Raw genomic sequence first — 20,691 nt, forward strand, 5'->3', positions numbered from 1 at the left:
GGCCGAAGCCTCAGGCCCTCAGGCCGTGAGGGCCGCTTTCATTTGTTGCAGACGCGCCTGCACCGAGGTGTCCAGCACCTCATCGCCCGCCACCACACGGATGCCGCCGATCAGGGATTCGTCCACCTGCACGGTCAGATTGAGCTTGCGGCCAAAGCGCTTTTGCAGCGTCTGCTGCAAGTCCGCCAGCGCCTGTGCGTCGATCGGGAAGGCGCTGTACACCACGGCATCGGAGGAGCCGTTCTGCGCGTTCACCAGGGCGCGGAACTGTGTGGCGATCTCGGGCAGCGCCGGCAGGCGACCGTTGTCGAGCACGGTGCGCAGGAAGTTCCTGGCCTGCTCGGGCAGCGCTGTGCGCGCCACGCCAGTGATCACGTCGAACACCTGCGCGGCAGACACCTTGGGGTTGTCGGCCAATTGCAGCAGGTCGGGATTGGCGGCAATCGCCGCCAGCTCGTCCACCCAGGCGGTGGCGCCAGCGAGGTCGGCACCGCTCTTGGCGTCGGTGCAGGCCTGGTACAGCGCTTCGGCGTAAGGGCGGGCAATGGTGGCGAGTTCAGCCATTCATTCGCTCCTTGCCTTACAGCTCGGTCTTGAGGCGGTTCAACAGATCGGCATGGACGCCGGCGTTGACTTCGCGGCGCAGGATCTGCTCGGCGCCCTTGACGGCCAGGGCCGCTACCTGCTCGCGCAGGGCTTCGCGGGCCTGCACGGCCTGCTGCTGGGCCTCGGCACGGGCAGCGGCGACGATCTTGTTGCCTTCGTCGGACGCGCGCGCCTTGGCTTCTTCGATGATGGCCTGGGCGCGACGCTCGGCGTCAGCCAGGCGCGTTGCGGTTTCGTTGCTGGCGGCGGCCAGTTCCTGCTTGACGCGCTGGTCGGCGGCGGCAAGCTCGGTCTTGGCACGGTCGGCAGCGGCGAGACCATCGGCGATTTTCATGGCTCGCTCATCCAGCGCCTTGGCGATCGGGGGCCACACGAATTTCATCGTGAACCACACCAGGATCAGAAAGACGATGGCTTGAACGAACAGGGTCGCGTTGATACTCACGGCAACACCTTTCTATTCGGGGCGTTGAAGGAGTGCTTTAGGCCAGGACGAAGGGGTTGGCAAAAGCGAACAGCAGGGCGATGGCCACGCCGATCAGGAAGGCCGCGTCGATCAGGCCAGCCAGAATGAACATCTTGGTTTGCAGCTCGTTGATCAGCTCGGGCTGACGGGCCGACGATTCCAGGAACTTGCCACCCATCAGGGCGATACCGATCGAGGCGCCGATGGCGCCCAGACCCACGATCAGACCACAAGCCAGAGCGACGAGGCCGAGAATGTTTTCCATGATGACTCCTAGGATGAAAAGAAAGAAAGGTTGAAGGGAGAAGGGAAAGGAAAAAGCTCAACGTGGCTCAGTGAGCGTCATGCGCCTGGCCGAGGTAGATCAGCGCCAGCATCATGAAAATGAAGGCCTGCAGGGTGATGATCAGAATGTGGAAGATCGCCCAGATGGAGCCCGCAATGATGTGCCCCACGGGGAGCAACACACCGGAGAGCGACATCGCCGCCGCACCGCCCATCAGGGCAATCAGGCAGAACACCAACTCGCCAGCGTACATGTTGCCGAACAGTCGCATGCCGTGCGACACCGTCTTGGCAACGTATTCGATGATCTGCATGGCAAAGTTCACCACGCCCAGAATGGCCGCGAACAGCGGATTCTTGCTGGTGCCGAACGGTGCCGTGAACAGCTCGTGGATCCAGCCGCCCAGGCCCTTGATCTTGATGCTGTACCAGAAGCACAGCAGCAGCACGGCAGACGACAGGCCCAGCGTGGTGGACAGGTCGGCCGTGGGCACGACGCGCAGATAGGCGTGCGGGTCGCCGGTGGCAGTCTGCCACAGCACCGGCAGCAGATCCACGGGCAGCATGTCCATGGCGTTCATCAGGAAGATCCAGATGAACACGGTGAGCGCCAGCGGGGCGATGAACTTGCGGCTCTCGGCGTTGTGGATGTTGGCCTTGGCCTGGTTGTCCACCATCTCGACCATGATTTCCACCGCCGCCTGGAAGCGGCCGGGCACGCCCGAGGTGGCCTTGCTGGCCGCCGAGCGCAGCACCAGCAGCATCAGCACGCCCAGGACGATGCCGACGACGATGGAGTCGATGTTGACCACGGAAAAGTCAACGATGAAACCCTGCTTGACGTTTTGCAGGTGCTGCAGGTGGTGAACGATGTATTCACTTGCAGTAGGGGCGTTCGCATCTGCGGCCATCGGGCTACTCTTTTCCTCAATGTCAAACGGTTCTTCGGACACCGGGTCGCACCAGCAGGGCGACCCAATACGTTTTCATCACCACCACCATGCCGGCCAGCAGCGCCAGCCAACTCAGGCCTGGGACCAGCCGGGGTGCCGCCGCCAGCATGGCGACGGTCAGAGCAATCTTGACCAACTCCCAGCCCATCAGGGCCGCCATCGCCGCCCCTGCCGTGGCCCGGCGCCGCTGCACGCCGCGCGCCAGCAGCGCTGCAGGCAGCACCACGGCCAGCCCGCCGTATCCGGCAGACCAGGCAGCAACGGGGCCACTCCACAGCCAAGCTGCCAGTGCCACCAGCGCGGTGGCCGCAGCCTGCACGGCAACGATGCGCCAGGGCGAAAGCAGCGGGTGGCGCTGGCGCCACTGTGCAGCTTCCTCGGCACTCAAGGCCTTGAAATCATCGTCCTGGGCTTCAGCTTCGGCCTGCAAGTCCACTGGCTTCATAAGCCGGCTCACTCCTACACGTCAGACCGGAACTTCTCGCAAAGCCCCGCATTATAAGTACAAACCCCGGGTCGCCCGCAACGGGCCGCCCGGGGTTTCGGACTTTGCCGCCTGGCTCTGTTGCATCTGCGCCCCACAATCACCCGCATGAACACCACACCCGCTCCCGAGGGCGCCAGCGGCGCCGACCCGCGCAAGGACTCGCTGATCGAGTATCCATCGCGTTTTCCCATCAAGGTTATGGGCGCCAAAACGCCCGAGTTCGCCCCGGCCATCGCAGTCCTGGCGCGGCAATTCGACCCCGATTTCGACGAGGCCACGGTGGAGCTGCGCGACAGCCGTGCCGGCAACTACCAGGGCGTGACCATCACCATCACCGCCACCAGCCGCGCGCAGCTCGACGACCTGTACCGCGCCTTGACCGCGCACCCGCTGGTCAAGGTCGTGCTCTAGCCATGAGCGCGATCCAGGTACGCCAGCTGGGCCGCGTGGACTATGCCGTCACCTATGCGGCCATGCAGCAGCACACTGCCGAGCGCACCGCACAGACCCCCGATTCGCTCTGGATCTGCGAGCATCCGGCGGTATTCACGCAAGGCCTGGCGGGCAAAAGCGAGCATGTCCTGCTGCCCGGCGACATCCCGGTGGTGGCCACCAACCGCGGCGGCCAGGTGACCTTCCACGGGCCCGGCCAGGTGGTGGCCTACCCGCTGGTCGATCTGCAGCGCGCCGGCTACTACGTCAAGGAATACGTCTATCGCATTGAGGAGGCCGTCATCCGCACGCTGGCGCATTTCGGCGTGACCGGGCACCGCGTGGCCGGCGCGCCGGGCATTTACGTGCGCCTCGAAGACCCCTTCGGCCACGCCATGCTGGCCCAGCGCCCACAGCTGCGCCGCCCGGGCGAGCCGCCGCCGCAGCCCGACTTCACCGGCCTGGGCAAGATCGCCGCTTTGGGCATCAAGGTCTCGCGCCACTGCACTTACCACGGCGTGGCGCTGAACGTGGCCATGGAGCTGGAGCCGTTCTCGCGCATCAACCCCTGTGGCTATGCGGGGTTGCAGACCATCGACCTTTCTACAATCGGCGTCCACGCCCCCTGGGACGAGGCCGCCGCGGTGCTGGGACAGCAGCTGGCGATGCGACTGTCGCCCTGATTCCCCCTCTCTTGCGCCCCTGCCCGCCATGAGCACCACCAGCCCCCCCGCCTCCTACAGCATCACCCGCAGCGCCAGCGCTTCCACCGTCGTGCGCGAGGCGCAGCCGGCCGAGTCCTATGACCCTTCGGCCAAGCAAAAGGCCGGGGCCAAGCTGGCACGCATTCCCGTCAAGGTCGAGCCGGGCGAGATACTGAAAAAGCCCGAGTGGATCCGCGTGCGCGCCGGCAGCCCGAGCACGCGCTTCTACGAGATCAAGAGCATCCTGCGCGAGCACAAGCTGCACACCGTGTGCGAGGAGGCGTCCTGCCCCAACATCGGCGAGTGCTTTGGCCGTGGCACGGCCACCTTCATGATCATGGGCGACAAATGCACGCGCCGCTGCCCGTTCTGCGATGTCGGCCATGGCCGGCCCGACCCGCTGGATCAGGACGAGCCTTTGAACCTGGCGCGCACCATCGCTGCGCTCAAGCTGAACTATGTGGTCATCACCAGCGTCGATCGCGACGACCTGCGCGACGGTGGCGCCGGGCATTTCGTCGAGTGCATCCGCCAGGTGCGCGCGCTGTCGCCGGCTACGCAGATCGAAATCCTGACGCCCGACTTCCGGGGCCGCGACGACCGGGCGCTGGAGATCCTCAAGGCCGCGCCGCCCGATGTCATGAACCACAACCTGGAGACTGCGCCGCGCCTGTACAAGCAGGCCCGGCCCGGCTCGGACTACCAGTTCAGCCTGAACCTGCTGAAGAAATTCAAGGAGCTGCACCCTGCCGTGCCGACAAAAAGCGGCCTGATGGTCGGCCTGGGCGAGACCGACGAGGAAATCCTGCAGGTCATGCGCGATATGCGCGCCCACGGCATCGACATGCTGACCATCGGCCAGTACCTGGCGCCGTCGAACGCCCACCTGCCGGTGCGCCGCTACGTGCATCCGGACACTTTCAAGATGTACGAGCGCGAGGCCTATGCCATGGGCTTTTCGCACGCCGCCGTGGGCGCCATGGTGCGCTCCAGCTACCACGCCGACCAGCAGGCGCACGCGGCAGGCGTATGACCCGTATTTTTGGTCGAATCAGGCTCAAAGCCTTGCCCAGCAAGCGCTGACAGCTATTTTATCCGTAGCAATCAAGCCGCTGCCAGGCCGCCCGGCATGAGCGGGGCGGCCAGCAGCGTGGCCGGCTCGTCGGCAGCCAGCACCTGCCGCGCCCACAACTGCAGCCGGCGCGTGTCGGCGCGCAGCACCTCCTGCTTGACGGCCAGGGTCTGCGCCGGGTGCATGGAAAAGCTGCGCAGGCCCAGGCCCAGCAGCAGCCGCGTCATCTCGGCGTCGCCGGCCATCTCGCCGCACACACATACCGGCTTGCCGGCCTGCACGGCGGCGGCGATGACGTCGGCCACCATCTGCAGCACGGCCGGGTGCAGCGGGTCGTACAGGTGCGCCACGGCCTCGTCGGCGCGGTCGATGGCCAGGGTGTACTGGATCAGGTCGTTGGTGCCGATGGACAGGAAATCGAAGTGCTCCAGGAACTGGCGCACCATCAGCGCCGCCGCCGGGATCTCGATCATGGCGCCCAGCTGCACCGGCCCGTAGGCGATGCCCTGGGCATCGAGCTCGGCGCGCGCCAGCGCCACCTGCGCCAGCGTCTGGCGGATCTCCGCCAGATGGGCCAGCATGGGGAACATCAGCCGCACCTGGCCGTGCGCCGCCGCGCGCAGGATGGCGCGCAATTGCGTGCGGAACATGGCCGGGTCGGACAGGCTCCAGCGGATGGCGCGCAGGCCCAGGGCCGGGTTCAGCGAGGTGTCGCGATGTCCCTTGTCCAGCGGCTTGTCGGCGCCCACGTCCACGGTGCGGATGGTCACTGGCAGGCCTTTCATGCCCTCCACCGCCTGGCGATAGGCCCGGTACTGCACCTCCTCACTGGGCAGGCGGCCACCCCGATCCATGAACAGGAATTCCGAGCGGAACAGGCCCACGCCGATGGCCCCGGCGGCCAGCGCTGCCGCTGCATCCTGGGGCTGCTCGATGTTGGCCAGCAGCTCCACGCTCTGGCCGTCGCGCGTCACCGAGGGCATGTGCAGCAGGCGCTGCAGGCGCTCGCGCTCCAGCGCGATCTGGCGCTGGCGCAGGCGGTACTCCTCCAGCACCAGCGGCGAGGGATCGACGATGACCACGCCGGCATCGCCATCGATGATGACCCAGTCGTCCTGGCGCACCAGCTGGCTGATGCCGCGCGCGCCGACCACCGCCGGGATGTCCATGCTGCGCGCGACGATGGCCGTGTGGCTGGTCTTGCCGCCGATGCCGGTCACGAAGCCGGCAAAGACGCTTTGCTTGAACTGCAGCATGTCCGCCGGCGACAGGTCATGGGCCACCAGCACCAGCGCAGCATCGCCCACGCCTGCCGCTGCCGCCTGGCGCACCGGGTCGGCTCCCTGGGCGCCGCGCATGTGGCGCAGGATGCGCTCGACCACCTGCTCCAGGTCGGCCTTGCGCTCGCGCAGGTAGTCGTCCTCCATCTCGTCGAACTGGCGGCTGATGAGCTCCAGTTGCGTGGTCAGCGCCCACTCGGCGTTGTACAGCCGCTCGGACACCCACTGGCGTACGCCGCTGATCAGCATCTCGTCTTGCAGCAGCAGGATGTGGACGTCCAGCAGCGCCGCCAACTCCTGCGGCGCATCGGGCGGCATGTCGGCCTGCAGGCGCTGCAGCTCCTGCGTCACGGCGTCGCGGGCGCGGCGCATTCGCGCCAGCTCGGCCTCGACCTGGACGGACTCGATGAAGTAATGCACGACCTCCATGCGGCTGGCTGCGGCCAGCACGGCCCGGCCTATGGCAATGCCCCGCGAGACGGCCAGACCCTGGATGGAAAACGTCATGCCCTGGCTCTCCTGGATGCACTACGGCTGGCTTATTCGCCTTCGCCGAACTTGTCCTCGATCAGGTCGGTCAGGGCGGCCATGGCCTGGGCCTCCTGCTCGCCGTCGGTTTCCAGCAGCACTTGCGCACCCAGGCCGGCGGCCAGCATCATCACGCCCATGATGCTCTTGGCATTGACGCGGCGCTCGCCACGGCTGATGAACACGTCGCAGGGAAAGCTGCCGGCAAGCTTGGTCAACTTGGCCGAGGCGCGTGCGTGCAGGCCCAGTTTGTTGCTGATGGTGAGAGTCTTGTGGAGCATGGCAGCAGGCAGTCGGATGGCGTTGAGCAAAGCGGATGGCGGATGTCGCGTGGCGCGGGCCAATCAGCCCACGGCGACAGCCGGGGCGGCCACCGGCACCACGCCCTGGGTGCCGCCGGCCAGGGCGCGCGCGGCGAGCTGCTCCAGCGGCTCGGCGCGGTAGGTCACGGCGCGCAGCAGCATCGGCAGGTTGACGCCGGCCACCAGGCGCGAATGCACGCCATCGACCAGGCGCTGCGCCACGTTGGAGGGCGTGGCCCCCAGCAAGTCGGTCAGTACCAGCAGCGGCGCATTGTCCTGCTGCGCGCGCAGGGCACGCGCGGCCAGCAGCGTCGCCTCGGGCGGCTCATCGGGGGGCACGTCCAGGGCCTGCAGGTCGGCGGCGCAGTCGGGAAACACATGCAGCGCGCATTCGCGCAGGGCATGGGCCAGGGGCTCGTGGGCGATGATGAGTAGGCGCGTGTTCATGGCTGGACGGGGATTATGACCATCTGCCCGGCACGGCGCGCCCACGCCAGGCAGGGGTGAACTTTGCTGCACGGCAGCAATCCCACCAGGCCCAACCGGCCAAGGGGCGCTGGGGCACAATCTGCCGCCCCCAGCCTCTGGCAGGAGGCTGGTGTCCGAGCAATCCCCTGCTCCCGGACGCACCAGGTCTGTGCCCAGCAGGGGGATTGCCAAGCGGAGAGTGGTCGATGAAGAAGTGGCTAGTGGCTGGTGTGCTGGCGGTATGCGCTGCAGTGGGCACCGTCGTGGTGCTGAACTCCAATGTGCGCGCCGCGCCGCAATCGACCTTCGTGCTGCTGGACGGCAGCAGCCAGACCACGCAGGACTTGCATGGCAAGGTGGCCCTGGTCAACTTCTGGGCCACCAGCTGCACCACCTGCGTGGCCGAGATGCCCGACATCGTGGCCACCTACGAAAAATACCGCACGCAGGGCTTCGAGACGCTGGCCGTGGCCATGAGCTACGACCCGCCCAGCTACGTCGTGAACTTCGCCGAGTCGCGCAAGCTGCCCTTCAAGGTGGCCATCGACAACACCGGCGCCGTGGCGCGCGCCTGGGGCGATGTCCGGCTCACGCCGACCACCTACCTCGTCAACAAGCGCGGCGAGATCGTCAAGACCTATGTCGGCGCACCCGACTTTGCCGAGCTGCACCAGCTCATCGAGCGCCTGCTGGCGCAGACCTGAGGGGCACTCCCACCGCCATGAAAAAGCCGGTTTCCATCAAGAAAACCGGCTTTTCCCCTTGTACAGCAAGCGTTGGCAGCTATGTTTTACATAGTAAATCAACGCGCCCGGAAGTTGTCGTGGCAGGACTTGCAGCTGTTGGCCGTGGGGCCGAAGGCGGCCTTGATCTGATCGAGGTTGCCGCTCTTGGCAGCAGCCAGCAGCTTGGGCGCCTCGGCCTCGAACTTCTGCGCGTGCTCGGTGAACTTGGCCGAATCGCTCCAGACCTCGGGCTTGGACTTGTTGGGCGCTGCCTTGTCGGTGCCGGGGCCAAAGCCCGTCCAGGGCAGGGCCGCCAGGGAGGCGATGACTTCGGCGTCGGCCTGGGCGGCCTTGGCGTCGAACGGTGCCTTGCCGTTGACCATGGCGCCGATGCGGCTGAAATGCTGGCCAATCACGAACAGCGTGCTCTGGCGGTACTTGATGGCGTCCTCGGGCTTGGCGAACTGCGCGGCAGCCGGCAGCGCCAGGGTGGTCGAAGCGGCGGTCGCCAGGGCGAGGGCAAAGGTCTTGAACTTCATGGGGTATTCATCCTGCAAGAAAGCAAACAATGGCTGCACGGCAGCGTGCAGCGGTCAAAAGCCGGCGCGAAGTATGGCCTCAGTCCTGGAAGACGGCGCCGGCAAGCACCAGGGATTTGCTCAGGTATCGGCTCTGCTGGGCACAATGCCGGCCAGTTTTCGCCCATCTCACCTGCCCGCCATGACTTCATCCGTCCGCATCTGGGATCTGCCGACCCGCCTGTTCCACTGGACGCTGGCTGCTGCCACCGTCGCCCTAGTCGCGACCGCCAAGCTCGGCGGCAACGCCATGCTGTGGCACGAGCGTCTGGGCTATGCGCTACTGGCCCTGCTGGTGTTTCGCCTGCTGTGGGGCGTGCTGGGCGGGCGCTGGTCGCGCTTTGCCAGCTTCGCCCCGACCCCGGGGCGGCTGCTGCGCTATCTGGGCGGCCACAGCCAGGAGCACCAAGCCCCCGGGCACTCTCCACTGGGCGCGCTGTCGGTGCTGGCTCTGCTGCTGGTGCTGCTGCTGCAAGTCGCCAGCGGCCTGGCCAGCGACGACGAGATCGCCTTCACCGGGCCGCTGGTGCGCTTCCTGCCCGGCGAGTGGGTGGGCCGGGCCACCTGGTACCACGCCGATGTCGGCCAATATGTGCTGTATGTCCTGGTCGGCCTGCATGTGCTGGCCGTGGCGTTCTACGCCCTGGTGCGCCGCCGGGCCATCGTGCGCGCCATGCTGACGGGCGACAAGCAGTTGCCCGCCAGCGTGCCGCCCTCGCGCGACGACGCCGCCACGCGCCTGCTGGCCCTGGTGCTGCTGGCGCTGGCCGCAGCCCTGGCCTGGTGGGTCTCGCGCCTGGACGCCGGGGCCTTCTGAAATTTTCCCCAAACCGGACACCGGCAGCAGCCCGCTACACTGCGGCGGATGACCTCTGCTGCCCGGGACGCAGCGCCGCTGGAAGAGCCGCCGCCGTCCATCACCTTGCTCTACCCTAGCCAGACCTCGGACATGCCCGCCGTGCGCGAGCTGTTCCAGGAATACGCCGACAGCCTGGATGTCAATCTGGCGTTCCAGGATTTCGCGCAGGAGCTGGCCGATCTGCCGGGTGAATACGCCCCGCCGCGCGGCTGTCTGCTGCTGGCGCTGGTCGATGGCGCGCTGGCCGGTTGCTGCGCCCTGCGGCCGCTGGACAACGTGGACTACGCCAACGCCTGCGAGATGAAGCGGCTGTATGTGCGCAAGGCCTTTCGCGGCTTCGGTCTGGGCCGCCAGCTGGCCGAGGCCACGCTGGACGCCGCACGCCGCGCCGGCTACGCCAGCGTGCTGCTGGATACGCTGGACGGCATGGAGGCAGCGCGCGCCCTGTATGCCGACCTGGGCTTCCAGGAAATCCCGCCCTACTACTACAACCCGATTGCCGGGGCGCACTACCTGAAGGCGGACATCTTCTAGCCGTCATCCAGGGTCTTTTCGGCCTCAAAGCCCCGTCCAGCAAGCGCTGGCAGCTATCAAAAATAAACGCCGCGCAGCCTCCCGGGGCTGCACGGCGCCTGCTGCATGGGGGCGGGGGTTCAGCCCTTGGCCTGCTGCAGCAGCGTTGCTGCGTCGCTGACCTCGAACTTGCCAGGGGCCTCGATGTTGAGCTGCGCCACTTTGCCATCCTTGACCAGCATGGAGTAGCGGTTGCTGCGCAGGCCCAGACCCTTGCCATTCAAGTCCAGCGTCAGGCCGGTGGCCTTGGCGAATGCCGCATCCCCATCGGCCAGCATCCGCACCTTGCCGGCGGTCTGCTGATCCTTGGCCCAGGCGCCCATGACGAAGGCATCGTTGACAGCCACGCACCAGATCTCATCGACACCAGCGGTCTTGAGGGCATCGGCGTTCTCGACATAGCCGGGCACGTGCTGCGCCGAGCAGGTCGGCGTGAAGGCCCCGGGCACGGCGAACAGGGCGATGGTCTTGCCGGCAGCGGCCTGCTGCACATCCACCGGCTGCGGGCCGCTGGTGGCGCAGGTGCCGTCCTCGGCGTGCTGGTACTCCATCAGCGTGGCGGTGGGCAGTGGGTCACCGATCTTGATCATGGTCAGGGTTCCTTGGAAAAATAGAAAACGAGGGCGAAAAAAAACGACCCAGGCATTGTGGGTCGTTTTCTCGGGTGCCGCTGGTGCGGCGCTCGCATGGGCTTAGACCAGGCCGGCCTTTTGCACCAGGCGGGTGGCAACCCAGTTCTTGGTCTTGGACAGCGGGCGGCTTTCCGTGATTTCCACGGTGTCACCCATCTTGTACTCGCCGTTTTCGTCGTGCGCGTGGTACTTACTCGACTTGATCACGATCTTGTCGTAGATGGGGTGCTTGACACGGCGCTCGACCATCACGGTGATGGTCTTGGCACGCTTGTCGCTCACCACCTTGCCGACCAGGGTGCGCTTGAGGGATGGTTTGGCTTCCGTCATGTTCGCTCCTTAGGCCTTGGCGGCTTGCTTCTCAGCAAGAATGGTCTTGGCACGGGCAATGTCGCGGCGCGTGGTGCGCAGCATGTTGGTGTTGCCCAGCTGTTGCGTGGCCTTTTGCATACGCAGGCCGAAATGGGCCTTTTGCAGCGACTTGATCTCGTCCTTCAGGCCAGCCTCGTCCTTCTGGCGCAGTTCAGCAGCTTTCGTCATATCGATCTCTCTGTACTTCCTCAAGCGCCAATCTGACGGGCCACGAAGGTGGTGCGCAGGGGCAGCTTGGCAGCCGCCAGGCGGAAGGCCTCGCGCGCCAGCTCCTCGGGCACACCCACGATCTCGAACACGACCTTGCCCGGCTGGATCTCGGCCACGTAGTACTCGGGGTTGCCCTTGCCGTTGCCCATGCGCACTTCAGCGGGCTTGGTGGAAATGGGCTTGTCCGGGAACACGCGGATCCAGATGCGGCCACCGCGCTTGACGTGGCGGGAAATCGCCCGGCGGGCAGCTTCGATCTGGCGGGCCGTCAGGCGACCGCGGTCGGTGCACTTGAGGCCGAAGTCACCGAAGGCCACCGAGTTGCCCCGGGTGGCGATGCCGGTGTTGCGGCCCTTTTGTTCCTTGCGGAACTTGCGGCGTGCAGGTTGCAGCATGTTGATTACTCTCCTTTACCGTCCGCTGCAGCAGCAGCGGGCGCGGCCTTGGCTACGCGCTTAACGGGGTCTGCACCTGCGCCCTGGGGCTTGTCGCTGCCATCGGCAGGTGCGGCGTTGGTGCCCATGGGGCGGCGGCCACCACGGCGCTCGCCATCGCGGCGATCGCCACGGCCATCGCGGCGCGGGCCGCGCGGACGGCGCTCTTCGTCAGGACGCGGTGTCTCGACGGGCAGGTCGCCACGGCCCAGCGTGTCGCCCTTGTAGACCCAGACCTTGACACCGATGATGCCGTAGGTCGTGCGGGCTTCGGAGGTGCCGTAGTCGATGTCGGCGCGCAGCGTGTGCAGCGGCACGCGGCCTTCGCGGTACCACTCGGTGCGGGCGATCTCGATGCCGTTCAGGCGGCCCGAGGACATGATCTTGATGCCCTGGGCACCCAGGCGCATGGCGTTCTGCATGGCGCGCTTCATGGCGCGGCGGAACATGATGCGCTTTTCCAGCTGCTGGGTGATGGAGTCGGCGATCAGCTTGGCATCGATTTCGGGCTTGCGCACTTCTTCGATGTTCACTGCAACCGGCACGCCCAGGCGAGTGGCGAGTTCCTTCTTCAGGTTCTCGATGTCCTCACCCTTCTTGCCGATCACCACGCCCGGACGGGCGGAATAAATGGTGATGCGGGCGTTCTTGGCGGGACGCTCGATCATGACGCGCGAGACGGCGGCATTCTTGAGCTTGGCCTTGAGGAAGTCGCGCACCTTGATGTCTTCGGCCAGCATCCCGGCGAAGTCACGGTTGCTGGCGTACCAGCGGCTGGCCCAGTTGCGGCTGACCGACAGACGGAAGCCGGTAGGATGGATTTTCTGTCCCATGTTCTGCCTTCTTCCTTCAGTTGCCCACGGTCACGTAGATGTGGCAGGTAGGCTTGCTGATGCGGTTGCCGCGGCCCTTGGCGCGCGCGGTGAAACGCTTGAGCGTGGTGCCCTGCTCGACGTGGATGGTCTTGACCTTCAGCTCGTCGATGTCGGCGCCGTCGTTGTGCTCGGCGTTGGCAATGGCCGACTCAAGCACCTTCTTGACGATGCCGGCAGCTTTCTTCTGCGTGAACGTCAGGATGTCCAGAGCCTGGTCCACCTTCTTGCCGCGGATCAGGTCGGCCACCAGGCGGCCCTTGTCCACCGACAGGCGCACGCCACGCAGGACTGCACGTGTTTCAGACATGTTCATTCCTTATTTCTTGGCCTTCTTGTCGGCGGGGTGGCCCTTGAAGGTGCGCGTCAGGGCGAACTCGCCCAGCTTGTGGCCCACCATCTGGTCGGTGACATACACCGGCACGTGCTGCTTGCCGTTGTGTACGGCAATCGTCAGGCCGATGAACTCGGGCAGCACCATGGAGCGGCGCGACCAGGTCTTGACAGGCTTCTTGTCCTTGGTGGCGATGGCCTTTTCGACCTTGGCCAGCAGGTGGTGGTCCACAAACGGACCCTTTTTCAGAGAACGAGTCATTTGCGGAGATCCTTACTTCTTGCGACGCGAGACGATCATGCCCTGCGTGCGCTTGTTGTGACGGGTGCGGTAGCCCTTGGTCAGGTTGCCCCATGGGTCAACCGGATGGCGTCCGCTCTTGGAGCGGCCTTCGCCACCACCCATCGGGTGATCGACCGGGTTCATGACGACGCCGCGCACCGTCGGGCGGATGCCCATGTGGCGCTTGACGCCGGCCTTGCCGAGCTGGCGCAGGCTGTGCTCTTCGTTGGCGACTTCGCCGATCGTGGCGCGGCACTCGATATGCACGCGGCGCACTTCGCCCGAGCGCAGACGCACCTGGGCATAGGTGCCCTCGCGCGCCAGCAGCGTGGCCGAGCCACCAGCGGAGCGCACCATCTGCGCGCCGGCACCGGCCTTGAGCTCGATGCAGTGGATGGTCGAGCCCACCGGGATGTTGCGGATCGGCAGGGTGTTGCCCACGCGGATGGGGGCCTCGGAGCCGCTGACGATGGTGGCGCCCACTTCCAGGTTGCGCGGAGCGATGATGTAGCGGCGTTCGCCGTCGGCATAGCACACCAGGGCGATGTGCGCCGAGCGGTTGGGGTCGTACTCGATGCGCTCGACGCGGGCCGGGATGCCGTCCTTATTGCGGCGGAAGTCCACCACGCGGTAGTGGTGCTTGTGGCCGCCGCCACGGTGGCGGATGGTGATGTGGCCGTTGTTGTTGCGGCCGGCGCTCTGGAACTTGGGCTCCAGCAGCGGCGCGTGCGGCGCACCCTTGTGCAGGTGGTCACGCGAGATCTTCACCGCGCCACGCTGGCCCGGGGTCGTCGGTTTGAGTTTGATGACAGCCATGGTTTACGCAGCCTCCCCGGACAGGTTCAGCTCTTGACCTTCCTTGAGCAGCACGTAGGCCTTGCGCACGTTGTCGCGGCGGCCCATGTATTTGCCGAAGCGTTTTTGCTTGCCCTTGGTGTTGAGCACGGACACACCCTTGACCTCGACCTTGAACAGCAGCTCGACGGCAGCCTTGATCTCGGGCTTGGTGGCGTTTTGCAGCACCTTGAATGTCACGGCGTTGGCCTTCTCGGCAACCATGGTGGCCTTCTCGGACACGATGGGAGCGACCAGCACCTGCATCAGGCGGCCTTCGTCGAACTGGCGTTCGGCGGGAGTGGGATTGACGCGGCTCATGCGAACATCTCCTTGAGCTTGTCGATGGCGCCCTTGGTGACCAGCACCTTCTTGAAATGCACCAGCGACACCGGGTCGGCATAGCGCGGCTCGACGACGAACACGTTCTTCAGGTTGCGCGACGCCAGGTACAGGTTCTCATCGACCTCGTCGGCGATGACCATCACCGACTCCAGGTTCATGGCCTTGAACTTGTCGGCCAGCACCTTGGTCTTGGGGCTGTCGAGCTTGATGGAGTCCACCACTGCCAGACGGCCTTCGCGGGCCAACTGCGACAGGATGGAGGCCATGCCGGCGCGGTACATCTTCTTGTTGATCTTCTGCGTGAAGTTCTCTTCGGGCAGGTTCGGGAAGATGCGACCGCCCCCACGCCACAGCGGCGAGGAGGTCATGCCGGCGCGCGCGTTGCCGGTGCCCTTTTGCTTGAAGGGCTTCTTGGTCGAGTGACGCACCTGCTGGCGGTCTTTTTGCGCGCGCGTGCCCTGGCGACCGTTGGCGCGGTAGGCGACGACGATCTGGTGGATCAGGGCTTCGTTGTACTGACGGTCGAACACCGTCTCGGGCACGTCCACCTTGGACGCAGCCTGGCCTTGTTCATTCAGGAGTTCGAGCTGCATTTAGTTCGCCTCCTTGGAGGTTTTTGCCTTCACAGCGGGACGCACGGTGACGAAGCCACCCTTGGAGCCGGGCACGGCACCCTTGATGAGCAGCAGCTGACGGGCTTCGTCGATGCGGATCACGTCCAGGTTCTGCGTGGTCACGGTCTCGTCGCCCATGTGGCCGGTCATCTTCTTGCCGGGGAACACGCGACCGGGGTCTTGTGCCATGCCGATGGAGCCGGGCACGTTGTGCGAACGGCTGTTGCCGTGCGAGGCGCGCTGCGAGCTGAAGTTGTGGCGCTTGATGGTGCCGGCGTAGCCCTTGCCGATCGAAGTGCCCTGCACATCGACCTTCTGGCCCACGGCGAACACGTCGGTCACGGGAACCTGCGCACCAGCGGCGTACTTGCCGGCGGTCTCTTCGGTCACGCGGAACTCGCGCAGGATTTCACCGGCTTCGACGCCCGCCTTGGCGAGGTGGCCGGCTTCGGGCTTGGTCACGCGCGATGCCTTGCGCGCACCGAACGTGACCTGCAAGGCCACGTAGCCGTCGTTGGCTTGAGTTTTGACCTGGGTCACACGGTTGTTGGACACGTCCACCACCGTGACGGGCACTGCCTGCCCGTCGTCGGTGAAGATGCGCATCATGCCCACCTTGCGGCCCAGCAACCCGAGGGAGTTGCTCAGACTCATTTGGTTTTTGCTCCGAAACTCTCGCCGCCCCGACTTCAATTGGCCCGGGCGTTGCGCCCAGGGCCTGTCATGAGAAAAGGCTGGGGGCGCACGAAAGAAGGTTGATGAAACTTCGCACTTGCCATGCACCGCCCACAAAAAGGAAGGCGCAAAAATGCGAAGCCGCAAAGTATAACGCGGGCTGCCCGGAAGGGCAAGCCCGCGTCATGCAGTGGTCAGGCAACGCCCTGTTTCGGGCGCTGCCTGGTGCGGCAGCTAATTACTGCAGCTTGATCTCGACGTCCACGCCGGCCGGCAGGTCGAGCTTCATCAGCGCGTCCACCGTCTTGTCGGTCGGATCGACGATGTCCATCAGGCGCTGGTGCGTGCGGATCTCCAGCTGGTCGCGGCTGGTCTTGTTGACGTGCGGCGAGCGCAGGATGTCGAAACGCTTCATGCGCGTGGGCAGGGGCACGGGGCCCTTGACGATGGCGCCGGTGCGCTTGGCAGTATCGACGATCTCGGCGGCGGACTGGTCGATCAGCTTGTAATCGAAGGCCTTCAGGCGGATGCGGATCTTTTGCTTGGACATAATGTTCCCCTTGCTGTGATGACCGCGGATTACTCGATGATCTTGGCCACGACGCCGGCGCCGACGGTGCGACCGCCCTCGCGGATGGCAAAGCGCAGGCCTTCTTCCATGGCGATGGGGGCGATCAGCTTGACGGTGATCGACACGTTGTCGCCGGGCATGACCATTTCCTTGTCAGCGGGCAGCTCGATGGAGCCGGTGACGTCGGTCGTGCGGAAGTAGAACTGGGGGCGGTAGTTGTTGAAGAACGGCGTGTGGCGGCCGCCCTCGTCCTTGCTCAGCACGTACACCTCGGCGGTGAAGTGCGTGTGCGGCTTGATGGAGCCGGGCTTGCACAGCACCTGGCCGCGCTCGACGTCTTCGCGCTTGGTGCCGCGCAGCAGCAGGCCCACGTTGTCGCCGGCCTGGCCCTGATCCAGGAGCTTACGGAACATCTCGACGCCGGTGACGGTGGTCTTGACGGTGTCCTTGATGCCGACGATTTCGATTTCCTCGCCGACCTTGATGATGCCGCGCTCGACGCGGCCCGTGACCACAGTGCCGCGCCCGGAGATGGAGAACACGTCTTCCACGGGCATCAGGAAGGCGCCGTCGATGGCGCGCTCGGGTGTGGGGATGTAGCTGTCCAGTGCTTCAGCCAGGCGCAGGATGGCCGGCTCGCCCTTTTCGGACTGGTCGCCCTCCAGGGCCAGCTTGGCCGAGCCGCGGATGATGGGGGTGTCGTCGCCGGGGAATTCGTACTTGTCCAGCAGCTCGCGCACTTCCATCTCGACGAGCTCCAGCAGCTCCTCGTCATCCACCATGTCGCACTTGTTCAGGAACACGATGATGTAGGGCACGCCCACCTGGCGGGCCAGCAGGATGTGCTCGCGCGTCTGGGGCATGGGGCCGTCGGCGGCCGAGCACACAAGAATAGCGCCGTCCATCTGGGCGGCGCCGGTGATCATGTTCTTCACATAGTCGGCGTGGCCGGGGCAGTCCACGTGGGCGTAGTGGCGGTTGGCCGTCTCGTACTCGACGTGCGAGGTGTTGATGGTGATGCCGCGCGCCTTTTCTTCCGGGGCGTTGTCGATCTGGTCGTAGCTCTTGACCTCGCCGCCGAAGGCTTTGCCCAGCACCGTGGCGATCGCTGCCGTGAGCGTCGTCTTGCCGTGATCCACGTGACCGATGGTGCCCACGTTCACGTGGGGCTTAGTCCGCTCGAATTTACCTTTTGCCATTTTTCAAACTCCAAAAGAGCATTGCCTGTGTGATGGTTTAACGTCTGCACCCGGTTGCTGTTTCGCCCCGCACAGGGCCACGGGGCGGCACCGGATCGCAGACTGCAAATGCTATGAACAAATGAGCTGCCACCGCTTGACTGGCAAGGGTTTCAGCCCATTTTCACCCTGATTACTTGGTGCGTGCGGCCATGATGGCCTCGGCGACGTTGCGCGGAGCTTCGGCGTAGTGCTTGAACTCCATGGTGTACGTGGCGCGGCCCTGGGTCATGGAGCGCAGCTGCGTGGCGTAGCCGAACATTTCCGACAGCGGCACCTCGGCCTTGATGGCCTTGCCGCCGCCGACCATGTCGTCCATGCCCTGCACCATGCCGCGGCGGCTGGACAGGTCGCCCATGACCGTGCCGGCGTAGTCCTCGGGGGTTTCGACTTCCACGGCCATCATGGGCTCCAGGATGACCGGATTGGCCTTCTTGGCAGCTTCCTTGAAACCGAAGATAGCGGCCATCTTGAATGCCTGCTCGGACGAGTCCACGTCGTGGTAGGAGCCGAAAGTCAGCGCGACCTTCACGTCCACCACCGGGTAGCCGGCCAGCACGCCAGCGGTGAGCGCCTCTTCCACACCCTTTTGCACAGCAGGGATGTACTCGCGCGGCACCACGCCGCCCTTGATCTCGTCCAGGAACTCGAAGCCCTTGCCCGGCTCGTTGGGCTCCAGGCGGAACACCACGTGGCCGTACTGGCCCTTGCCGCCCGACTGGCGCACGAACTTGCCGTCCACGTCCTTGACGGTGGAGCGCACGGTTTCGCGGTAGGCCACCTGGGGCTTGCCGACGTTGGCCTCGACGTTGAACTCGCGCTTCATGCGATCCACGATGATGTCCAGGTGCAGCTCGCCCATGCCGGCGATGATGGTCTGGCCCGACTCCTCGTCGGTGCGCACGCGGAAGGACGGATCCTCGGAGGCCAGGCGCGACAGGGCGATGCCCATCTTTTCCTGGTCGGCCTTGGTCTTGGGCTCGACGGCCTGGGCAATCACCGGCTCGGGGAAGACCATCTTCTCGAGCATGATGTGCGCGTCCAGGTCGCACAGCGTGTCGCCCGTGGTCACTTCCTTGAGGCCCACGCAGGCAGCGATGTCGCCGGCGCGGATCTCGTCGATTTCCTGACGTTCGTTGGCGTGCATCTGCACGATGCGGCCAATACGCTCCTTCTTGCCCTTGACGGCGTTGTACACGGTGTCGCCCTTGGACAGCACGCCCGAATAGACACGCACGAAGGTCAGCTGGCCGACAAAGGGGTCGGTCATCAGCTTGAACGCCAGCGCCGAGAACTTCTCGTTGTCGTCGGCCTTGCGCGTGAGCTTCTTTTCCTCGTCGTCGGGATCGGTGCCGGCCACGTCAGGGATGTCGGTGGGTGCGGGCAGCAGATCCAGCACCGCGTCCAGCATCCGCTGCACGCCCTTGTTCTTGAAGGCCGAGCCGCACAGCATGGGCTGGATCTCGGTGGCGATGGTGCGCTGGCGCAGGCCGGCGATGATGTCCTCCTCGGACAGCTCGCCCTCCTCCAGGTACTTGTTCATCAGCTCTTCCGAGGCCTCGGCAGCCGACTCGACCATCTTCTCGCGCCATTCGTTGGCGGTGTCCACCAGGTTGGCCGGGATGTCGCCGTACTCGAACTTCATGCCTTGCGAGGCTTCGTCCCAGATGATGGACTTCATCTTGATCAGATCGACCACGCCCTGGAAGTTGTCCTCGGCGCCGATCGGCACCACGATGGGCACCGGGTTGGCGTTCAGGCGCAGCTTCATCTGCTCGACGACCTTGAAGAAATTGGCGCCGGTGCGATCCATCTTGTTGACGAAGGCCAGGCGCGGCACCTTGTGCTTGTTGGCCTGGCGCCAGACGGTCTCGGACTGCGGCTGCACGCCGCCCACGGCGCAGTACACCATCACGGCGCCATCCAGCACGCGCATGGAGCGCTCGACTTCAATGGTGAAGTCCACGTGGCCGGGGGTGTCGATGATGTTGATGCGGTGCTCGGGGCGCTTGAGATCCATGCCCTTCCAGAAGCAGGTCACGGCAGACGACGTGATCGTGATGCCGCGCTCTTGCTCCTGCTCCATCCAGTCGGTGGTGGCAGAGCCTTCGTGCGTCTCGCCCAGCTTGTGGGTCACGCCGGTGTAGAACAGGATGCGCTCGGACGTGGTCGTCTTGCCGGCGTCGATGTGCGCCGAGATGCCGATGTTGCGGTAGCGCTCCAGGGGGGTTTTGCGTGCCATGGTGATGGTCTTTCGTTAACGGCCAAGAGCCCGGTCGCCGGTGTTGGACGAACGGGCTCCCAGCCTTCGAGGAGAGGAACGGAGCTTGAGGCTTAGAAGCGGAAGTGGCTGAAGGCCTTGTTGGCCTCGGCCATGCGGTGTACCTCGTCGCGGCGCTTCATGGCGCCGCCACGGCCTTCGTTGGCCTCCATCAGCTCATTGGCCAGGCGCTGGGCCATGGACTTCTCGCCGCGCTTGCGGGCGGCTTCCTTGAGCCAGCGCATGGACAGCGCCAGGCGGCGCACCGGGCGCACTTCCACGGGCACCTGGTAGTTGGCACCGCCCACGCGGCGCGACTTCACTTCGACCATCGGCTTGATGTTGTTGATGGCCGTCAGGAACACCTCCAGGGGATCCTTCTCGGGTTGCTTTTTCTCGACCAGTTCCAGGGCGCCATAGATGATGCGCTCTGCAACGGCCTTCTTGCCGCCTTCCATGATCACGTTCATGAACTTGGACAGCTCGACGTTGCCGAACTTCGGATCCGGCAGGATTTCACGTTTGGGGACTTCGCGACGACGTGGCATTTGTTACCTCTATCTTTGCTTCAGCTGGCGCCATTGCAGGCACCGCGAGAGTCAAACCAGGACTCTCACTTACTCGACCCGTGCGGCGGACGCCGGCACCTGTGGGTCACTACGCTGCACACCGCGCCACGCCTTCAGGGCGGATACGGGCA

Annotated in this window: 30 protein-coding genes; 6 read left to right on the forward strand and 24 right to left on the reverse strand. The window is 65.4% G+C overall.

What is annotated here, in order from left to right; genetic code table 11:
- Positions 1 to 18: 18 nt before the first annotated feature.
- The 5 genes from IDM45_RS12590 to IDM45_RS12610 form a co-directional block, all read right to left on the reverse strand.
- Positions 19 to 564, reverse strand: a complete 546-nt coding sequence (locus tag IDM45_RS12590; protein WP_209423147.1) for a F0F1 ATP synthase subunit delta — start codon at positions 562 to 564, stop codon at positions 19 to 21.
- A gap of 16 nt (positions 565 to 580) precedes the next feature.
- On the reverse strand, positions 581 to 1,051 hold the full coding sequence (locus tag IDM45_RS12595) for a F0F1 ATP synthase subunit B (RefSeq protein WP_209423149.1): 471 nt from the start codon (positions 1,049 to 1,051) through the stop codon (positions 581 to 583).
- Between the two features lie 37 nt (positions 1,052 to 1,088).
- On the reverse strand, positions 1,089 to 1,337 hold the full coding sequence (atpE, locus tag IDM45_RS12600; RefSeq protein ID WP_011803767.1) for a F0F1 ATP synthase subunit C: 249 nt from the start codon (positions 1,335 to 1,337) through the stop codon (positions 1,089 to 1,091).
- 67 nt (positions 1,338 to 1,404) lie between these two features.
- The gene (gene atpB / locus IDM45_RS12605; RefSeq protein ID WP_209423150.1) at positions 1,405 to 2,268 is read right to left on the reverse strand and encodes a F0F1 ATP synthase subunit A; all 864 of its coding nucleotides are present in this window, start codon (positions 2,266 to 2,268) and stop codon (positions 1,405 to 1,407) included.
- 22 nt (positions 2,269 to 2,290) lie between these two features.
- Positions 2,291 to 2,755, reverse strand: coding sequence for an ATP synthase subunit I (locus tag IDM45_RS12610; RefSeq protein WP_209423151.1), 465 nt, complete (start codon positions 2,753 to 2,755; stop codon positions 2,291 to 2,293).
- A gap of 147 nt (positions 2,756 to 2,902) precedes the next feature.
- Here IDM45_RS12610 and IDM45_RS12615 point away from each other — a divergent pair, with 147 nt between their 5' ends.
- The 3 genes from IDM45_RS12615 to lipA are packed head-to-tail and all read left to right on the forward strand — an operon-like array spanning position 2,903 to position 4,966.
- Positions 2,903 to 3,208, forward strand: a complete 306-nt coding sequence (locus tag IDM45_RS12615) for a YbeD family protein (protein WP_209423153.1) — start codon at positions 2,903 to 2,905, stop codon at positions 3,206 to 3,208.
- Between the two features lie 2 nt (positions 3,209 to 3,210).
- The gene (gene lipB / locus IDM45_RS12620; RefSeq protein WP_209423155.1) at positions 3,211 to 3,912 is read left to right on the forward strand and encodes a lipoyl(octanoyl) transferase LipB; all 702 of its coding nucleotides are present in this window, start codon (positions 3,211 to 3,213) and stop codon (positions 3,910 to 3,912) included.
- A 28-nt stretch (positions 3,913 to 3,940) separates the two neighbouring features.
- A complete protein-coding gene (gene lipA / locus IDM45_RS12625; protein WP_209423157.1) occupies positions 3,941 to 4,966 on the forward strand; it encodes a lipoyl synthase in 1,026 nt (341 codons plus the stop codon).
- 71 nt (positions 4,967 to 5,037) lie between these two features.
- Here the strand turns inward: lipA and ptsP are convergent, their stop codons facing one another.
- From ptsP to IDM45_RS12640, 3 genes are all read right to left on the reverse strand, one after another.
- Positions 5,038 to 6,792 (reverse strand): phosphoenolpyruvate--protein phosphotransferase, encoded by a 1,755-nt coding sequence (gene ptsP / locus IDM45_RS12630; RefSeq protein WP_209423158.1) that lies wholly within the window; start codon positions 6,790 to 6,792, stop codon positions 5,038 to 5,040.
- A gap of 32 nt (positions 6,793 to 6,824) precedes the next feature.
- On the reverse strand, positions 6,825 to 7,094 hold the full coding sequence (locus IDM45_RS12635) for an HPr family phosphocarrier protein (protein WP_209423159.1): 270 nt from the start codon (positions 7,092 to 7,094) through the stop codon (positions 6,825 to 6,827).
- A 63-nt stretch (positions 7,095 to 7,157) separates the two neighbouring features.
- Positions 7,158 to 7,562, reverse strand: coding sequence for a PTS sugar transporter subunit IIA (locus IDM45_RS12640; protein ID WP_209423160.1), 405 nt, complete (start codon positions 7,560 to 7,562; stop codon positions 7,158 to 7,160).
- 227 nt (positions 7,563 to 7,789) lie between these two features.
- Here IDM45_RS12640 and IDM45_RS12645 point away from each other — a divergent pair, with 227 nt between their 5' ends.
- Positions 7,790 to 8,287, forward strand: a complete 498-nt coding sequence (locus IDM45_RS12645) for a TlpA disulfide reductase family protein (RefSeq protein ID WP_209423161.1) — start codon at positions 7,790 to 7,792, stop codon at positions 8,285 to 8,287.
- 98 nt (positions 8,288 to 8,385) lie between these two features.
- On the opposite strand, the gene IDM45_RS12650 is transcribed toward IDM45_RS12645, so the two are convergent.
- A complete protein-coding gene (locus tag IDM45_RS12650; protein WP_209423162.1) occupies positions 8,386 to 8,847 on the reverse strand; it encodes a c-type cytochrome in 462 nt (153 codons plus the stop codon).
- A gap of 181 nt (positions 8,848 to 9,028) precedes the next feature.
- Here IDM45_RS12650 and IDM45_RS12655 point away from each other — a divergent pair, with 181 nt between their 5' ends.
- The gene (locus IDM45_RS12655) at positions 9,029 to 9,703 is read left to right on the forward strand and encodes a cytochrome b/b6 domain-containing protein (protein ID WP_209423163.1); all 675 of its coding nucleotides are present in this window, start codon (positions 9,029 to 9,031) and stop codon (positions 9,701 to 9,703) included.
- Between the two features lie 48 nt (positions 9,704 to 9,751).
- A complete protein-coding gene (locus IDM45_RS12660; RefSeq protein WP_209423164.1) occupies positions 9,752 to 10,279 on the forward strand; it encodes a GNAT family N-acetyltransferase in 528 nt (175 codons plus the stop codon).
- Positions 10,280 to 10,398: 119 nt separating this feature from the next.
- On the opposite strand, the gene IDM45_RS12665 is transcribed toward IDM45_RS12660, so the two are convergent.
- From IDM45_RS12665 to rpsG, 15 genes are all read right to left on the reverse strand, one after another.
- Entirely contained in the window at positions 10,399 to 10,908 is a 510-nt protein-coding gene (locus IDM45_RS12665) for a peroxiredoxin (protein ID WP_209423165.1), read from the reverse strand.
- Between the two features lie 102 nt (positions 10,909 to 11,010).
- Positions 11,011 to 11,280 (reverse strand): 30S ribosomal protein S17, encoded by a 270-nt coding sequence (gene rpsQ, locus IDM45_RS12670; RefSeq protein ID WP_209423166.1) that lies wholly within the window; start codon positions 11,278 to 11,280, stop codon positions 11,011 to 11,013.
- 9 nt (positions 11,281 to 11,289) lie between these two features.
- Positions 11,290 to 11,490: a 50S ribosomal protein L29 gene (gene rpmC / locus IDM45_RS12675; protein WP_209423167.1), complete on the reverse strand. Its 201-nt coding sequence runs from the start codon at positions 11,488 to 11,490 to the stop codon at positions 11,290 to 11,292.
- Between the two features lie 20 nt (positions 11,491 to 11,510).
- Positions 11,511 to 11,927: a 50S ribosomal protein L16 gene (gene rplP / locus IDM45_RS12680; RefSeq protein ID WP_013517326.1), complete on the reverse strand. Its 417-nt coding sequence runs from the start codon at positions 11,925 to 11,927 to the stop codon at positions 11,511 to 11,513.
- Between the two features lie 5 nt (positions 11,928 to 11,932).
- Positions 11,933 to 12,799, reverse strand: coding sequence for a 30S ribosomal protein S3 (gene rpsC, locus IDM45_RS12685; protein ID WP_209423168.1), 867 nt, complete (start codon positions 12,797 to 12,799; stop codon positions 11,933 to 11,935).
- 16 nt (positions 12,800 to 12,815) lie between these two features.
- Complete coding sequence (gene rplV / locus IDM45_RS12690; protein ID WP_209423169.1) at positions 12,816 to 13,148, reverse strand: 50S ribosomal protein L22; 333 nt, start codon at positions 13,146 to 13,148, stop codon at positions 12,816 to 12,818.
- Between the two features lie 9 nt (positions 13,149 to 13,157).
- Positions 13,158 to 13,433, reverse strand: a complete 276-nt coding sequence (gene rpsS / locus IDM45_RS12695; protein WP_003059413.1) for a 30S ribosomal protein S19 — start codon at positions 13,431 to 13,433, stop codon at positions 13,158 to 13,160.
- A 12-nt stretch (positions 13,434 to 13,445) separates the two neighbouring features.
- The gene (gene rplB / locus IDM45_RS12700) at positions 13,446 to 14,270 is read right to left on the reverse strand and encodes a 50S ribosomal protein L2 (RefSeq protein WP_209423170.1); all 825 of its coding nucleotides are present in this window, start codon (positions 14,268 to 14,270) and stop codon (positions 13,446 to 13,448) included.
- Positions 14,271 to 14,273: 3 nt separating this feature from the next.
- Entirely contained in the window at positions 14,274 to 14,609 is a 336-nt protein-coding gene (gene rplW, locus IDM45_RS12705) for a 50S ribosomal protein L23 (RefSeq protein ID WP_209423171.1), read from the reverse strand.
- Complete coding sequence (rplD, locus tag IDM45_RS12710) at positions 14,606 to 15,226, reverse strand: 50S ribosomal protein L4 (protein WP_209423172.1); 621 nt, start codon at positions 15,224 to 15,226, stop codon at positions 14,606 to 14,608. The genes rplW and rplD overlap by 4 nt, the downstream gene beginning before the upstream one ends.
- Positions 15,227 to 15,901 (reverse strand): 50S ribosomal protein L3, encoded by a 675-nt coding sequence (gene rplC / locus IDM45_RS12715; protein ID WP_209423173.1) that lies wholly within the window; start codon positions 15,899 to 15,901, stop codon positions 15,227 to 15,229.
- Positions 15,902 to 16,160: 259 nt separating this feature from the next.
- Positions 16,161 to 16,472: a 30S ribosomal protein S10 gene (gene rpsJ / locus IDM45_RS12720; protein WP_005796953.1), complete on the reverse strand. Its 312-nt coding sequence runs from the start codon at positions 16,470 to 16,472 to the stop codon at positions 16,161 to 16,163.
- A 29-nt stretch (positions 16,473 to 16,501) separates the two neighbouring features.
- Positions 16,502 to 17,692, reverse strand: coding sequence for an elongation factor Tu (gene tuf / locus IDM45_RS12725; RefSeq protein WP_209423174.1), 1,191 nt, complete (start codon positions 17,690 to 17,692; stop codon positions 16,502 to 16,504).
- A 172-nt stretch (positions 17,693 to 17,864) separates the two neighbouring features.
- Positions 17,865 to 19,973 carry an elongation factor G gene (fusA, locus tag IDM45_RS12730; RefSeq protein ID WP_209423175.1) on the reverse strand — a complete coding sequence of 703 codons (2,109 nt, stop codon included), beginning with the start codon at positions 19,971 to 19,973 and terminating at the stop codon, positions 17,865 to 17,867.
- 92 nt (positions 19,974 to 20,065) lie between these two features.
- The gene (gene rpsG / locus IDM45_RS12735; RefSeq protein WP_106683578.1) at positions 20,066 to 20,539 is read right to left on the reverse strand and encodes a 30S ribosomal protein S7; all 474 of its coding nucleotides are present in this window, start codon (positions 20,537 to 20,539) and stop codon (positions 20,066 to 20,068) included.
- Between the last annotated feature and the right edge of the window lie 152 nt (positions 20,540 to 20,691).

This window comes from Melaminivora jejuensis, from assembly GCF_017811175.1.
GTDB classification, from domain to species: Bacteria; Pseudomonadota; Gammaproteobacteria; order Burkholderiales; family Burkholderiaceae_C; genus Melaminivora; species Melaminivora jejuensis.